This window comes from Streptococcus oralis subsp. dentisani, from assembly GCF_003944205.1.
Classification (GTDB): domain Bacteria; phylum Bacillota; class Bacilli; order Lactobacillales; family Streptococcaceae; genus Streptococcus; species Streptococcus oralis_BH.
Window position 1 is genome coordinate 83,816 of the sequence record NZ_RJPH01000005.1, and the last position, 15,779, is coordinate 99,594.

11 protein-coding genes and 1 tRNA gene are annotated in these 15,779 nt (G+C 38.6%); all 12 read right to left on the reverse strand.

Features of this window, described 5'->3' with window-relative positions; translation table 11 throughout:
- Positions 1-17: 17 nt before the first annotated feature.
- The 12 genes from D8805_RS05255 to D8805_RS05310 all read right to left on the reverse strand — a co-directional run bounded on the left by D8805_RS05255 (position 18) and on the right by D8805_RS05310 (position 15,720).
- Positions 18-3,368 carry a DEAD/DEAH box helicase family protein gene (locus tag D8805_RS05255; RefSeq protein ID WP_125415918.1) on the reverse strand — a complete coding sequence of 1,117 codons (3,351 nt, stop codon included), beginning with the start codon at positions 3,366-3,368 and terminating at the stop codon, positions 18-20.
- A gap of 28 nt (positions 3,369-3,396) precedes the next feature.
- Complete coding sequence (locus tag D8805_RS10180; RefSeq protein WP_125415920.1) at positions 3,397-4,560, reverse strand: restriction endonuclease subunit S; 1,164 nt, start codon at positions 4,558-4,560, stop codon at positions 3,397-3,399.
- 33 nt (positions 4,561-4,593) lie between these two features.
- Positions 4,594-5,559: a site-specific tyrosine recombinase/integron integrase gene (xerA, locus tag D8805_RS05265; protein ID WP_061416943.1), complete on the reverse strand. Its 966-nt coding sequence runs from the start codon at positions 5,557-5,559 to the stop codon at positions 4,594-4,596.
- A gap of 121 nt (positions 5,560-5,680) precedes the next feature.
- Positions 5,681-6,094, reverse strand: coding sequence for a type II toxin-antitoxin system death-on-curing family toxin (locus D8805_RS05270; RefSeq protein ID WP_000219498.1), 414 nt, complete (start codon positions 6,092-6,094; stop codon positions 5,681-5,683).
- A complete protein-coding gene (locus tag D8805_RS05275) occupies positions 6,091-6,327 on the reverse strand; it encodes a hypothetical protein (protein ID WP_061416945.1) in 237 nt (78 codons plus the stop codon). Before D8805_RS05275 ends, D8805_RS05270 begins: the two co-directional genes overlap by 4 nt.
- 82 nt (positions 6,328-6,409) lie before the next feature.
- On the reverse strand, positions 6,410-7,471 hold the full coding sequence (locus D8805_RS05280) for a restriction endonuclease subunit S (RefSeq protein WP_125415923.1): 1,062 nt from the start codon (positions 7,469-7,471) through the stop codon (positions 6,410-6,412).
- 12 nt (positions 7,472-7,483) lie between these two features.
- Complete coding sequence (locus tag D8805_RS05285) at positions 7,484-8,977, reverse strand: type I restriction-modification system subunit M (RefSeq protein WP_084925954.1); 1,494 nt, start codon at positions 8,975-8,977, stop codon at positions 7,484-7,486.
- Between the two features lie 146 nt (positions 8,978-9,123).
- Complete coding sequence (locus D8805_RS05290; RefSeq protein WP_084925957.1) at positions 9,124-10,050, reverse strand: bifunctional riboflavin kinase/FAD synthetase; 927 nt, start codon at positions 10,048-10,050, stop codon at positions 9,124-9,126.
- A 143-nt stretch (positions 10,051-10,193) separates the two neighbouring features.
- Positions 10,194-13,733 carry a chromosome segregation protein SMC gene (smc, locus tag D8805_RS05295; protein WP_125415926.1) on the reverse strand — a complete coding sequence of 1,180 codons (3,540 nt, stop codon included), beginning with the start codon at positions 13,731-13,733 and terminating at the stop codon, positions 10,194-10,196.
- On the reverse strand, positions 13,724-14,422 hold the full coding sequence (gene rnc, locus D8805_RS05300) for a ribonuclease III (RefSeq protein WP_000661472.1): 699 nt from the start codon (positions 14,420-14,422) through the stop codon (positions 13,724-13,726). The genes smc and rnc overlap by 10 nt, the downstream gene beginning before the upstream one ends.
- Before the next feature lie 172 nt (positions 14,423-14,594).
- Positions 14,595-14,666: transfer RNA gene (locus D8805_RS05305), tRNA-Arg, on the reverse strand.
- A gap of 67 nt (positions 14,667-14,733) precedes the next feature.
- On the reverse strand, positions 14,734-15,720 hold the full coding sequence (locus tag D8805_RS05310; protein ID WP_000931163.1) for a GMP reductase: 987 nt from the start codon (positions 15,718-15,720) through the stop codon (positions 14,734-14,736).
- Positions 15,721-15,779 lie beyond the last annotated feature (59 nt).

Genomic DNA, 15,779 nt, shown 5'->3' on the forward strand with positions numbered 1-15,779 from the left:
TTACAACCTCTTATTATTTACGCTGCTTCTCCAGCTCGATCATTGATGAGTTCAATTGTTTGGACAATATTACGAAGTATAGGGAGTTGGTGTTGAAAGAGTAGTTGAACTGAACCATACGATTTAAACGGCTCTTGTGTTAAAACTTTAGTCTCCAAACAACCATTTTCTACAATGTAATCTACAATCAATTTCACAAAGGAAATCTGCTTGGCATTGAGACTCTCATCCGATAAAAATTTAGAAAAAACTTGATTGGCAGACTCTCTATCCAAACCAATAATCTCACGGACCAATCTAGGAATTGCCTTATTTTCATAATGTTGTTGGTAATCTGACTTGCTACCTAATTTTTCCCATAACAATGTTTCAAGTGCAAGTAAATCTTGAGAGGTCAATTTTTCATTATGGTATAACTTAGAAATTGCTTCATCATCTAGATGAGTTTTCAAATAATGTTCAACTTTTTCATTATAAGATCGCAGGTCATTGACTTGTAAATATGGCTTAGTATCATGGACAGTGGAAAGAATGTGATCATCAAAATTGACATAATATACAGTGCGTTCCGTTTTATCCAGAAACTGTAGTAAATCTCGAAGAGCAAGGCGTATTTTTTCCAGCTCAGATAAATCAACTTCTTCCCAAAATTCTGGTTCCTGTACTTTCCTGATGATTTCAGCCTGTGCAAAAACCTGAGGGATATTGCCAACCCTGGCAAGAGCTTTAGCTGTTTTCATAACTTGAGATATATGGATAGTTGCTGGCTTAGCCAACAGTCGTCCTAACTGTATCTGAAACAACCATAAATCAAATCGTCTCGCCATCTCGTCCTCTTTACTTTCTTCAAATAGAATCGGAGAAAGATCTTTCTGGATTGTTTCACTTGTGACGGTCGTTAGATTTTGCCAATTTTCCAACTTTCTGTAAGTATAAACTGTATCTAAGACCATACGAACCCTAAAGTCTAACTCATTTAAGCTCACCAAACGTCCATGAAGTTCTGAGACGAGTTGTTGACGGTATTCTCTAGCAAACTGATCATCTTGATAACGAAGCTCCTGCAGTTCACGAATCAAGTCCACCTTGGTGTTAAACAAACGTTGAGTCAGAGAAACAATGTGACGACCATCTCCTTCTCTTGGATCAGCTTTGAAATATTCAAAATTATCACTATAATCGAATACCAAGAAATTTTCCTTATCCTGCTCAGGGCCGAATAAATCTTTACAAAGACGGGTTCCACGACCAATCATCTGCCAAAACTTAGTTTTAGAGCGTACTTTCTTGAAAAAGACTAAATTAACAACTTCTGGTACATCAATACCTGTATCCAACATATCAACAGAAATTGCGATTTGAGGATATTTCTCCTTAATTTTAAAATCATCAATTAAGGTTTGATAATGCTTAATGCTATAATCAATCACTTGAGCATAATCGCTTCCTTTTTCAGGATAGCGTTCGTTAAAAATATCTCTGATGTATTCAGCGTGTCGATGGTTTTTAGCAAAGATAATAGTTTTACCAATTTCGTCACCTGAAGCTGTCTGAATCCCTCTTGTCATTAGTTCATCTAGAACAATTTTGACTGTTTTTTTATTGAAAATAGAGGTATTAAAATCCTCAGGATCAATATCTTTCTCAGAACTACCATCTTCAAATTGACTATCAAAATATTCTTTTTCGTCTTGAGATAAATCATCGTAATGTAGACCATCCGTAGGTAGTTTCAACTTCGTTTCAATCGAATGATAAGCTACTAAATAGCCATCTTTGACAGCCTCTTCCAGATCGTATGCGTATGTTGGAACACCATTCTCCAAGTTAAAGAAACTATAGGTATTTTTATCCAAATCTTGACGCGGAGTGGCAGTTAATCCTACAATCCTTGCATCAAAATAATCAAAAATTGATTTGTATTTCTGATAAATAGAACGGTGAGACTCGTCAATTATGATGAGATCAAAGTGCCCAACAGTGAAGGGGCGTTGATTTACTTCTTCTTGATCACTGATCGCCCCTATCATAGTCGGATAGGTTGAAAAAACCATTCGACTAGATCGAGCACCATCTTTATCCTCTAAGAAATTGCAAACTGAAAGATCTGGAAGTAATTTCCTAAATGAATCATAAGCTTGCTTAACTAGGGAAGTTCTATCAGCCAAAAAAAGAACATTTTTTACCCAGTTATGACGCGAAAGGATATCAACTAGGGAAACCGCTGTGCGGGTTTTCCCAGACCCAGTTGCCATGACCAAGAGTGCCTGTCTCCGATTATTGGAGAATGCTTCACAGACACTTGTAATCGCATGTTTCTGATAATGACGTCCAGAAATGTCGTCCCTAATTTTGCTAGAAATATCCTCGAGTGGTTTTTGCAAGTGACGTCTGTCCATCAACAGTTGCAACTCTTCTTGAGAGTAGAACCCTGCAATCTGGCGACGATTAACACCATCAAGTATGTAGTGCTTTAGACCGTTGGTAATAAAGCAAATTGGCCGATAGCCGATTTGTTTCTCAAGAACTTCAGCATATTCCTTGACCTGTACTTCCCCTACTTCTGGATTTACAGATGCCTTTTTAGCTTCAACAATTGCTAGAACTTTCCCATTTTTGCCATAAAGGACATAGTCACAGTATCCAGTTCCTGTACCATGCTTCAAACCATGAACGGCTACCTCAACACGACAGTTTTCCTCAAATGTCCAACCTGCTAAACGGAGATCGATATCAATAAAGAGTTTTCTTGTCTCTGATTCAGATAGTTGATCGATATGGAAAGATACATCTTGCCGTAGAGCTGCTGTTTCACGTTTTTCAGTATAAGTCTCTTGAACAGCCAAGGACTGACTAGCCATCTGTTCATCGAAATCAGGAAGATCTGGCAAACTGTTTTGTAATTTCGCCATAGATTGTGGCGTTTCTCGAAACTTGATGTTTGCTGAAAGTGGCAATAACTGCTCGTCAAAATAACGCTCCACAAACTCGTTACTGTAGCAATAATCAATAAAATTGACAAACTGATACAAATGATGCAAAGCCAAAATCGCTTCTCGTTCCTTAATTTCTCCACCATGTGCAGCATGATTTCCCCATCGAATTAAAAGAACAATCTGCCTGTGGAGCTCAGGATCCACAATCTCTCTAAAATCATCATCCCATACCAAAGAAGATAAGGTAGCACGATAGGGAGCTTCTAAATATGAATCGTGACTATATATCCAATGAACAGCCTGCTCCAAAGCACGACGCGCCATAAAAGCAGTAGCCACAGTAGATGTCGCAATCATATTTTCAGCTTCTATACAAGGCTTTGAAAAAGATTCATACTCTTCGTTATTTAAAAGAAAATCAAAATTTCCCATTTTTCTCTCACTTTGAATAAATAGATAGCTATATTATACTAGATTTCAAGCTATTTCTCCACAGTTTTATAACTATCCCACAAGCAAATTGTGATTTGTCGACTTGAGCAACAAAGTCCGCGAATTCGTTTTGGAGGGCTAGAGGGGGGAGGGGGATGTATAATTCTTCAATCTGATTTTTTGTTATCGCTTGACGGGTGGCGCCTGAACTTTCTCCTATTTTCAGTAACAAACTCTTAAACTCTGAAGTTATTAGAAGTTGATTTAAAAATATTGGTGATAATAAGTGCTTTTTACAACGAATTATAGAAACGTGCTGATTAACTCTCGCAGGCAAAATATTTTGAGGAACAATACAGCAACGAGATACAGATGCACCTGTAATATTTAGCAAAACATCGTCGGATTCAACAATTACATTATTTAATTTTTCAGCCTGAACATTAGTTAGATAAGCTAAATCTTTGAAAATAAACTTACCATCATATACATTCATACTTCTAATAAGTGCTATCCCTTCGTTGACATAACTTTCTCTTCCTCCTCTAGGTGTAGCCCCTGAACCAATTTTTAATGTTAATTTTGATAATCTATGTTTTTCCCAACCCATTTCATTCAGAACAGGATCCCCAAACATCTCGTTAAATCGGGATTTTACAAGGTTTGAGAGTAATTTAGATTGATGTCTTCTTTTTAAAATCTGATTATCTAAATTCTCTAAATTTTGTATAATCTTTTCTTGAACATCAATATCCTCATGGAACGTAACTTCAAACTCCGAAAATTGAGTTTTATTGATTATTGGGACAACGGGCGCGTTGGAAATAAAATCTAATTTCGATTTATTATATAGCAATAAATATGCTAAATATTTAGATAAAATTAATTTATTCGGAACAATTGCATTAATTTGTTGATTAAATGATAATTCAGATTCAGAAATCATAACTTTTCCAATTATACCTATACAAGTTACTAATACTGAATTTTTGGGGGCAATTCTTGCATTGTTTCGTGCATTCTCAGATATATAATTTTTATTCCCTTTTGATGACGAAATTTCATCTATAGTTTTAAAGTCATCTGGTTTTATAAAAGGGATATCATTGCTATCATAAAATTCTAATATTTTTTTACTAGGTGTATTTCCTGTAATAATTTTCCCAAGATCACATAACTTCACTTTCTTCACGCAACCACCTCCTCGGAATATCGGGATTTGCAGTTAAGAGATGAATTTTTGGTGTGAATGTTTGACATTGCTTTGGTTAACCATGGCATAGGCCAGAGTTGTATCAATTTTGCTGTGACCGAGTAGTTTTTGGACTTGCTCAATAGGCATTCCTTTATCAATAGCCTTTGTCGCTAGGGTTCTTCTGAATTTATGTGGATGAACCTTTTGTATTCCAAGTTTTTGTCCTAACTTTCTCAATCGAATCTCGACACCAGCAATTCCAAGTCTCTGGGCTTTTCCAAGTAGCGTTACAAAAAGAGCTGGATGACTATCTTTTCTATCATTGAGATAGTTTCTTAAATGAATTTTCGTACGAGCATCAAAATATACGGGTCTTTCTTTTTTTCCTTTTCCAAAAACAACGCACTCTCTGTTTTCAAAATCAATATCAGAACGATTCAACTGGACCAGTTCTCCTACACGCATACCTGTTGATGCTAGTAGGTCAATCATTGCCAAATCTCTTAAATTTTCACAATTATCTCTCATAATTTCCAGATGTTCGTCCGTATAAGTTTCTTTCACAGTTTGTTCTGTTTTAATTTTTTTAATCCTTCGAATAGGATTCTTGATGATATATTCCTCTTGCTCAAGCCAAGCAAAAAAAGAGGACAATATACGCCGAATATTGTCCAAATTCGCCTTACTACAGTCCTTTTCAGACTGATAATTTGCTAGATAACTCCTTAAATCATCTGTTGTCAGTTGTGTCACAGACTCCTTAATATGATGAAACAAATTTTCAATTGTTCTCTGATAATAACGTATTGTTTTTGCGCTACAGCCCTCCACCTGCTTAGCAGTGATGAATAGTTGCAACAGATAATTATTCGAATACTTTTGCTGCTTTTTTCCATCCACTAGATGGCGTTCTAAACTCTCTCTCAATGCTAGTAATTGTTCATTGTTTAAAAGTGGTAACATTTCTTGTATGATAATTGTAACTTTTGATTCCATAAATTCTCACTTTCATTATTACTCATCAATAAAAAGAGGCAATATCAGTTTCTGCATTACAGAATTCTAATATTGCCTGTTCATTTATTTTCTTATGCTCATTTTAATCCAGCATACTATCTTACTTTTTGACCTTTTCTCTGATAGAATGTTCAGAAATCCATTTAGAGTAGCTTATCATTTTTTCATCAGTTAAAGCTTCTACCGCTATAGTCACGCACATATCAACCGCTTCTTCCACGGAAACAGTAAAGTGATAACCATTTAATTGTAAAAACTTCACCAAAACAAAGAAGGCCGTTCGTTTATTGGCGTTGGCAAAAACATGCTTCTTTATCAATTGGACAAATAATATTGTTGCTTTATCAAAAATTGTTGGATAAAGAGGTTTGCCAAAAACAAATTGTTCTGGTAAGTTCACAATCATATTTAACGCTGAAGGACTAACTGTTTGAATTTGCTCCTTTGGAGAATACCGTTGAATTACTAAAGCATTGATTTTTTCAATTTGCTTTTCTGTTAGATAGACTGTCATTTTTCCACCAAAGCTTTGAAAACATCGTCGTATTCATCAAAAATTGTATCCAATTTTAAGTTAAAGGCATCATCAGAAACATAAGAGACCTGATGATTCAATTCTTCAGGAGTAAAGATAATTTCACCGCTTGGTAACAATTTCGCTTCGTATTTAACACCACTTGGAATATTGAACTCGCTTGGAATCGTAATGGTGATTGAATTTCCTTGTTTTCTTGTTTTTACGACCATCTGATTTCCTCCTTTGAAGTATTATAACAAATAATTACGGTAATTACAATGATAGTGTAAAACTGCTATTTCATCTCAGAGCTTAACCGAAATATTCCTGCATAAGTGATTTTTTCAAGGTTTCCAATTCTTCCAGAGATTTTTGAATTGCCAATTGTGATTTGTCGACTTGAGCAACAAAGTCCGCGAATTCGTTTTGGAGGGCTAGAGGGGGGAGGATATATTTCTGTTTTTCTAATGGTTTTTGAGTTATCTTTGGTTGACCTGAGAAATCAGCAAATCTACTAAAATCAATTACTTTCATTAATTCTAATAAAAATACAAGGTTAAAATCTAAATTTTTAAACTCTTTTATATATATAGCATTGTCACTTATCCATACCTTACCGTGAGTAGTTCTTACATTACCACAATATGCACCTACACGACCAATGATAATAGTTGAATTATCAATTAAATAATTTCGACTTTTCCAAGCAATACCATTTCCACCATAGGCAGGGTAACCTTCAAAAACTCTATCATTTTTATCAAGAAATTTTCCACTTGAAAATTTAAAACACTGCTGTCCCGTTTTCACTGCAAATTTCTTGTCATTATTTATAGAATCCCCAAACATCTCGTTAAATCGGGATTTGACGAGTAGATTAAGCTCTTTAAGTTGTTCTTGTCTCCTTAAAATCAGCTTGCTTAACAAATCTAGTTCACTTGCAATTCTTTGTTGCTCTTTCAAATTTGTATATGAAACCAAAATATTATCAAAATATTTTTTTGTTAAATGTTTCATTGTGGAACCATGAGTGTGTTTTACAGCATCTTGCAAACCTTTTTCAACAACATATTTAAAATATGATTTATCGATATCTATCTTATCGAAAACCACTTTAAAAATATGCTGATTTAACACTGCGGATTTTCCACACCACTGAAAAACTCCTAATGTACCCGACCAAGAAATAAGAATGTCACCATCTTCAATAATGTATTTTTTATCAATCGTACCCGAATAATAATTTGTCTCTTTTGAAGTTTTAGTCAAATTCTGTATTCTGATAATCTCTTTTCCTTCAGATGACCAATCTTGAGGTTTAAAAGCATATCCATTAATAAAAGTAGCCACTTCCCCCAACTTCACTTTTTTCATACATCCATCTCCCTACTTGAGTAATTCTTCTAACTCTGCCAAGCCAGCTTGAATTTCTTTTTCTAGATCATTGATTTTCTTTAAGATAACTTCTGTTGGTTCATACTCAACTTTTTCATACTCGATTTCTTTGTATTTATTGATCGATAAATCATAATCATTATCCTTTATCTCATCAACTGGAACAAAGAAAGACTGGTCCGTTCTCTTACGTTCTGCTTCGTTTTCAAGTTGATGGAAACGTTGAATAATATCTGGAATATCATTGTCACTGATCGGTTGTCGTTTATCATCCAAACTTAAACCATCTGCTTTCATATCGTAAAACCAGACCTTATCCGTTCCACCATTTCCAGTTTTTGTAAAGATGAGAATGGCAGTTGAAACTCCAGCATAAGGTTTGAAAACGCCACTTGGCATTGATATTACAGCATCTAATTTATGATTCTCTACAATTTCCTGACGAATTCCTTTATGGGCTTTAGAGGAACCAAAGAGGACACCATCAGGTACAATAACCGCTGCACGTCCCCCTGGTTTCAAGGTACGCAAGAAAAGAGCAAGGAAAAGCAATTCTGTCTTTTTGGTTTTTACAGTCGCAAGGAGATCATTTGAAGTTGAATCGTAGTCAAGTGACCCTTTAAATGGAGGATTTGCTAAAACTAGAGTGTACTTATCTGCTTCTTCATTATCTTGAGATAGTGAGTCAAGATAACTAATTTGTGGATTTTCCACTCCATGTAGCATCATGTTCATTGCACCAAGTCTCAGCATAGTTGTATCCGTATCATTTCCATGAAACATATTGTTATGAAAATGTTTGATATTATCTGGATTGGTTTCCCATTCATCTTTCTTACGCTTTAAGTAACGGCTAGCAGATACTAAGAAACCCGCAGACCCCATAGCAGGATCTGAGACAATATCCTTGATAGTTGGTTGCATTAACTCAACCATCATATCGATGATGTGACGAGGTGTACGAAATTGTCCATTTTTACCTGCGGTTGACAATTTTGATAGCAGATATTCATAGATGTCGCCAATATCATTAATCCCCTGTGTGTCACTATCAAAGTCTATGCCTGAGCCTCTGGTTGGAAATTCATCTAATATGGAAATCACCTTTTGGAGAGTAGCAGGTTTATTAATTTGAAAGATGGCTTCACGCATATAACGTGAAAAAGCTGTATCATCAGTATCACCCTTAAGATTCTTCATAAATGGAAAAATCTCCTGGGTCATTAAACGATAAACTTCCTGAGCATCTCCTATATTTTTAAAAGTCGACCAACGGTATTCAGGTTTGTCTTTTGGAAAAATTCCCTCATAAGAAATCCCTAAAAACTCAGCATCGCTTTCGCGTCCAAGTTCAACACTATCCAAATCCTTCATAAACAGAAGATAAGTCAATTGTTCAATATTTGTTAGAGGATTTGCATTTCCTTCAGTCCACAGCATTTCCCACAGTTGATCGATTTTACTTTTTAATTCGCCTGTAATCATATAGTCTCTTTTCTTTGGTTTTAAAGTTATGAATATCACTATTTTAACAGATTTTCAATTAAGCTTCAATCATGTTTCTCGCTATAAAAATTTCTTTCAAAAATAAAAAAGCAAACACAAAATATGGTTCACTTTTTTAAACTTTTCTACTCTCCATCCTTCCAATTCCGAGCAATCTCTTCGTCTTTCTGGAGTTGGTCTACCAGTTCCTCTACAGAGTCAAATTTGACCATATCGCGGACACGGTCCAGCCAGTAGACAATGACTGTCTCACCGTAAATATCGTCTGAAAAATCGAAAATATTGACTTCAAAACGTGGCTCTTCTCCATCAAAGGTGACATTTTTGCCAACACTCGCCATCCCACGATATCTTTTACGCTGCACTTCGACATCAACTACGTATACCCCATCTGCTGGCATATAGGTTCGATCTCTTAGGACCAGATTGGCTGTTGGATAACCGATAGTACGCCCACGAGCATTTCCATGAACGACCATCCCACGAGATGGGAGCGGAGTGCCGAGCAGATGATTGACTTCCTTTACATCTCCATCAAGAATAGCCTGACGAATCCGTGTGGAACTAATCTTGCCCTTTTCGTCCTCAACTGGAGGAACAATGATGATCTCTCCATCAAAATAGTCCTTCAGGTCATCCGCAGTTTTCTTATCTGAACCAAACGTATAGTCAAATCCTGCTACAATGATAGCTGGTTTTAAAGCCTTGATGTAGGTATCAAAGAACTCTTGACCCGTTAAACTAGCAAATTTGCTACTAAAGTCAAGTAAGAAAAGAGCCTCTACTCCGTGCCACTTCATCTTGTGCTCCCGTTCCTCGTGATTGACGATATGGAGCATGAGCTCAGGTTGGTAAGGTTGTAAGGCAAGTTTTGGCGACTCTGTAAAGGTCATTACGACAACTGGCAGATAATCCTTCATCGAAGCCTTGCTGGCCACTTCAAAAAGTTTCTGATGTCCCTTGTGGATGCCATCAAAATAACCTAGTACAAGGACTGTTTTACCCGGTACTGCAATATCTTTTTCGTTCTTAATAGGTACTGTTGTAATCATGAAACTATTATATCATAGAGAAAGCCTTTTCGCTAAGAGGAAATCCCAAATGTCGTTTTTTACGCCTGAACTGACCTTAAGAAAAAATTTAGCACTTTAGTTTTAAAAAATAGCACCTCCTAAGAAATGCTATTGTTTGGTAACTAGTCTACTGTTTCTTCCAAATCTTTTAATTTAACCGAAACAATCTTAGACACACCTGATTCCTGCATGGTAACTCCATAGATAGAGTCCGCTGCCGCCATCGTCCCCTTACGGTGGGTTACGACGATAAACTGACTATCCTTGTCAAAGCGGTTGAGGTAATCCCCAAAACGTTTGACATTGGCTTCGTCCAGCGCCGCCTCTACCTCGTCCAAGATGACGAAAGGAATGGTCTTGACTCGGATAATTGAGAAGAGCAAAGCCAAAGCTGATAGGGCTTTCTCACCACCACTCATGAGGTTGAGAGATTGGATTTTCTTACCTGGTGGTTGGACAGAAATCTCAACCCCAGCTGTCAGCAGGTCTCCTTCAGTCAAAATCAAGTCTGCCTGACCACCGCCAAACATCTGTCTAAAGGTCACTTTAAAGGATTCACGAATAGCCTCAAAGGTTGATTTAAAGCGTTCCTTAACCTCATCATTCATCTCTGTGATGGTCTCAAGAAGCAGATTTTTCGCTGACAAAATATCATCACGCTGGCTATTGAGGAAATCCAGACGGCTGTGAACTTCTTCGTACTGTTCAATAGCTTCTAAATTGACAGGTCCCAGTGAGCGAATAGCCTTCTCTAAATCCTTAACCTCTTGCTCAGCCAGATTGAGATTTTCCAGTTCATGAGCCTTTCCTAAAGCCTCTGTGTAGCTAATCTGGTACTGGTCTGTTAATTGAGCTTGTAGATAGCGCAAGCGTTCGCTGACTTTTTCCTTCTTAGCTTCAGCGCGTGTTTGTTTACGAATCCACTCCTCGTTCTGCTGACGAGCCTGATCCAAATGACTGGCAATATCATCTAGTTGACCTTCGATATCATCCAACTCAAACTGCTTGCGAATCAGACCTTGTTGAAGATTGGCTTTCTGAGTTTGGGCCTCTTCCACCTGCTGGCTTAGCAAATCCGTATCCACTTTCTCAAGATTATCGACCTTTTCTTGGAGGAGACGCTGAATCTCCTCTTGTTCGATATCCAGACTATCCAGTTCCTTGCCTAAGCGTTCAATATCAGTCACTTCGTACCGCTTTTGTCCTTGCAGTTCGGACTTAAGCAAGCGCGCTTGAGAAATCTGTTCCTGCAAGTTTTGATAGCGTTCTTGAATAGCGTTTTTGTTAGACTTAATTTCTTCAATTTCAGCTTCCAGATTTTGCTTTTCACTGGCAATAGTAGCAAGGCGCTCTTGGCATTTTTCCTTGTCCGCTTGCCAATCTCCTTCAGTAAGGCGATTTAATTCCTCTTCTTGAAGTTTCCAAAGCGTTTCCAATTCTTCGACCTGCTGATTGGTTTGTTGATAGGCGAGGTACAAACCTTGCTCCTGAATACGAGCTTGCTCACCTTGTGATTTGATAGTTTCTAATCTTTCTGTTAATACTGCCATCTCATCTTGCAAGGTCTTCAAGTTTGCCTCTTCTGAACGCAGACTGGCCTCTTCTTCAGCAATTTCTTTTTGTAATTGCTCTAGCTCTGGCTTGATGAAGATACTGTTATTTTGACGATTGGCCCCCCCCGCGTAGGAACCGCCTGCACGCAACTCTGTCCCATCCAGCGTCACCATGCGAACCTGATAGCGAACTTGACGAGCAGCTTCACGCGCATGTTCCACGGTATCAAAGATAGCCGTCGTAGCTAGCAAGTTCTTGAAAATGGCTTCTAGTCTCTTGTCAAACGACACCAACTCATCAGCCATGCCCAGAAATCCTGGACTTGCAGCGATAGCATCTTGATTCTGACTAGAGATTGTACGCGCCTTAATCGTTGTCAAAGGAAGGAAGGTTGCACGACCAGTTCTGTTGCGCTTGAGAAAATCAATAGCCTTGGTTGCCGCTTGCTCATCTTCTACAATGATATGCTGACTGCTGGCTCCAAGTGCAATCTCCAAGGCAGTTTGATAATGCACATCAAAGGTCAAATGTTCACTGACTGCACCAATGATCCCACCTAGACGCTCTTTTTCTTGGAGAACACTCTTAACACCCGCATAAAAATTACTATGATTTCTTAGAATGTTTTCTAAGCTTTGGGCTCTAGCCTGCTTGTTTTTAAGAGCGTCCAGACGGTCAAAGAGTTGACTCTGCTGGGCTTGATAAGAAACTTTCTGCTCCTCTTGTTCCTTTGAACTAGCTTGGTAGTCTGCCAATAATTTCTGAACCTGCTCCTTAGCAGTTTCAAGCTCAGCCTGCTGTTGACTAGCCTTCTCTTTAGCTGTGGCCAGTTGTTCTTTCAATTTCTCAAGTTGATCTGCTTGTTTTTGAGATAGTTGACGGCTGTTTTCCAACTCATTCTCGATGCGGGTCAGTTGGTTTGAGACATCCGCTTCTTCTTGTAAAAGCGCCACAAAACGTTCACGCAAAAGCTCGATCATCTGGTCAGGATCATCTGAAAATGCCAACAACTCTGCTTCTAGGCGATTGAGTTCCTTGTTGTTTTCAGCTAGGCTTTCCTCTAACCGTTCCAGATTCCCTTCTTTTTCAGTCTTCTCTTTACTTAGAGCCTTTCTCTTATCTTCCAGAGTCGCCAAACGGGCTTGTGCTTCTTGCTGATTAAGAGCAACTTGCTCTGATTCCAGTTTTGATAGGGCTAGTTTTCGCTCTAAGTCACTGATCAAACTGGTCAAATCCATCAAGCTTCCTTGGTCTTTGGACATTTGAGCTTGGAGATCTTGGCGTTTCTTCTTAAGAGTTTGATTTTCCTCTTCTAACTCTTCACGTTTTTGGTAATAGCTCGTCAAGAGTTCCTGAACCTGCGTTAGCTCTTCTTCCGTCAGCTCTAGTTCGGCCTTATTTTCCTTGATTTGGGCAACCAGTACATCCAAGTAAATAGCCTTGCGTTGACCATCCAAGTCTAAAAACTTGCGAGCATTCTCAGCTTGCTTTGCAAGAGGCTTGATTTGATTATCCAACTCATAGATAATGTCCTCTAAGCGGTCTAGATTGTCTTGAGTTTGTTGCAGTTTGCTCTCAGTTTCTTTTCTGCGAGTCTTGTATTTCAAAACTCCAGCAGCTTCTTCAAAAATAGCTCGACGCTCTTCAGGCTTAGAGTTAAAAATTTCCTCAACCTTCCCTTGAGAAATGATGGAGAAGGAATCCCGTCCCAGACCTGTATCCAAGAAAAGATCATGTACATCACGCAAACGGACTTTCTTGCCATCAATTCGATACTCGCTATCCCCACTACGATAGATATGGCGTTCTACCTTAATGACTTGCCCTGCATCCTTGATAAAGCCATCTTCATTATCTAAAGTCACGACAACCGAAGCATAATTGAGTGGTTTGCGACTTTCAGTTCCAGCAAAGATAACGTCGGGCATCTTGCCTCCACGAAGACTCTTGACACTGGACTCCCCCAAGGCCCATCGCAGACTTTCTGTGATATTTGACTTCCCAGAACCATTGGGCCCAACGACAGCTGTCACACCTTGGTCAAAGACGACTTTGGTCTTATCAGCAAAGGACTTGAATCCCTGGATCTCAATTTCCTTTAAATACATGAATCCAGCCCTTTCTCCACTGCATTTTTCGCGGCTTCCTGCTCTGCTAATTTTTTAGAACGTCCTTGGCCTTTTCCGATACTCTTGCCCTCAACCAGAACTTCTACATCAAAAACCTTATCATGAGCAGGTCCTGTTTCAGAGGTCACCTGGTAGCGAATGTCCACATCTCCATTAACTTGGAGCAACTCTTGCAAGTGTGTCTTGTAATCCTTAATCATTTCAAAGTCACCTGCTTCAACCTTGGGAATCATGACCTGATAGATAAACTCTTTTACCCTAGCAACATCCTTGTCTAAAAGCAACGCTCCCAGAAAGGCTTCAAAGGCATCACCAAGAATGGTGTCACGATTGCGCCCACCAGATTTTTCTTCTCCTTTTCCTAGCTTGATAAACTGATCAAACTGGCAATCACGCGCAAAACCAGCCAAACTCTCCTCGCGGACAATCATGGCACGGAGTTTAGACAAATCTCCCTCTGGTTTTTTAGGATATTTTTTATACAGATATTCGGAAATCAATAATTGCAGAACAGCGTCTCCTAAAAATTCCAAGCGCTCATTGTGTGAAATTTTTAAGAGGCGGTGCTCATTGGCATAACTCGTATGAGTAAAGGCCGTTTCCAGCAAATTCTTGTCTGCAAATTCGATTGCAAAACGCTTCTTCAGTACAGTTTGTAATTCTTTCATACTGACCTCTTTCTAATAATTACGATCCTTTCTATTATAACAAAAAAAGCACTCTGAGTCACTTTAAAACGGGACTAGGAAAGATTTGGGTAGTTTTTGAAAAAAGATTTCCAATTTTGGAGGAAATATAAAGAAAAAAGCCTTATTTAAAGGCTTTTTTAGGCTGTTTACATCCACCCTGAGGGAATCGAACCCCCATCTTAAGAACCGGAATCTTACGTGATATCCATTACACTAAGGGTGGAAACTTGTTTTATTATAACAGAAATTTGCTCTAATAACAAGTTTTTTATGGGTGGATTAAGCGTCCATTAGTGGGAAGCATCCCCATTCCAGATAGAGTTTTTCACGATTACATAATCAACGTGCTTGAGGTCAGCAACCTTGCGTCCACCTGCGTAGGAGATTGCACTTTGCAGATCTTGCTCCATTTCAGTAAGGGTGTCTTGCAAATGCCCTTTGGCAGGAAGTAAGATGCGTTTGCCTTCCACATTTTTATAGGCTCCTTTTTGGTATTGGGAAGCTGAACCATAGTATTCTTTGAACTGTTCCCCATCGACTTCAATCGTCTTTCCTGGGCTTTCGATGTGTCCAGCAAAAAGGGAACCAATCATGACCATGCTAGCACCGAAACGGATAGACTTGGCAATGTCACCGTGTGTACGAATCCCTCCATCAGCGATGATAGGTTTACGCGCAGCCTTGGCACACCAGCGTAGGGCAGCCAATTGCCAACCGCCTGTACCAAAACCAGTCTTGACCTTGGTGATACAAACCTTACCAGGACCGATTCCAACCTTAGTAGCATCGGCACCAGCATTTTCCAATTCACGCACAGCTTCTGGTGTCCCTACATTACCAGCAATGACAAAAGTATCTGGTAATTCTTTCTTGATGTGCTGAATCATAGAAATCACACTATCTGCATGGCCATGAGCAATGTCAATAGTGATATATTCAGGAGCATCAGCCTTGAGTTGGCTAACAAAGTCATACTCGTAATCCTTAACACCGACAGAAATGGAAGCAATGAGTCCTTGATCGTGCATGCGCTTGATAAAAGGAATGCGCCCCGCCTCATCAAAACGGTGCATAATGTAGAAATAACCACCTTTAGCAAGTTGTTCTGCTACGTTCTCATCTAAAATCGTCTGCATATTTGCAGGTACAACAGGTAGTTTGAAAGTATGATTTCCAAGTGTGACACTTGTATCCGCTTCTGCACGGCTTTTAATGACACATTTATTTGGGATCAACTGAATATCTTCATAATCAAAAATTGGAAATTCATTTAACATATCGATGTCTCGTTTCTTTTATAGTGACCTACCTATGCATTCGCATCTCTACGTCTTTT

Bases quoted from the DNA above. Each gene is read 5' to 3' on its own strand.
- D8805_RS05280 (WP_125415923.1), bottom strand. From the start codon at position 7,471: ATGAAAAAAGTGAAGTTGGGGGAAGTGGCTACTTTTATTAATGGATAT.
- D8805_RS05255 (WP_125415918.1), bottom strand. From the start codon at position 3,368: ATGGGAAATTTTGATTTTCTTTTAAATAACGAAGAGTATGAATCTTTT.
- xerA (WP_061416943.1), bottom strand. From the start codon at position 5,559: ATGGAATCAAAAGTTACAATTATCATACAAGAAATGTTACCACTTTTA.
- rnc (WP_000661472.1), bottom strand. From the start codon at position 14,422: ATGAAAGAATTACAAACTGTACTGAAGAAGCGTTTTGCAATCGAATTT.
- D8805_RS05275 (WP_061416945.1), bottom strand. From the start codon at position 6,327: ATGGTCGTAAAAACAAGAAAACAAGGAAATTCAATCACCATTACGATT.
- smc (WP_125415926.1), bottom strand. From the start codon at position 13,733: ATGTATTTAAAGGAAATTGAGATCCAGGGATTCAAGTCCTTTGCTGAT.
- D8805_RS05310 (WP_000931163.1), bottom strand. From the start codon at position 15,720: ATGTTAAATGAATTTCCAATTTTTGATTATGAAGATATTCAGTTGATC.
- D8805_RS05285 (WP_084925954.1), bottom strand. From the start codon at position 8,977: ATGATTACAGGCGAATTAAAAAGTAAAATCGATCAACTGTGGGAAATG.
- D8805_RS05290 (WP_084925957.1), bottom strand. From the start codon at position 10,050: ATGATTACAACAGTACCTATTAAGAACGAAAAAGATATTGCAGTACCG.
- D8805_RS05270 (WP_000219498.1), bottom strand. From the start codon at position 6,094: ATGACAGTCTATCTAACAGAAAAGCAAATTGAAAAAATCAATGCTTTA.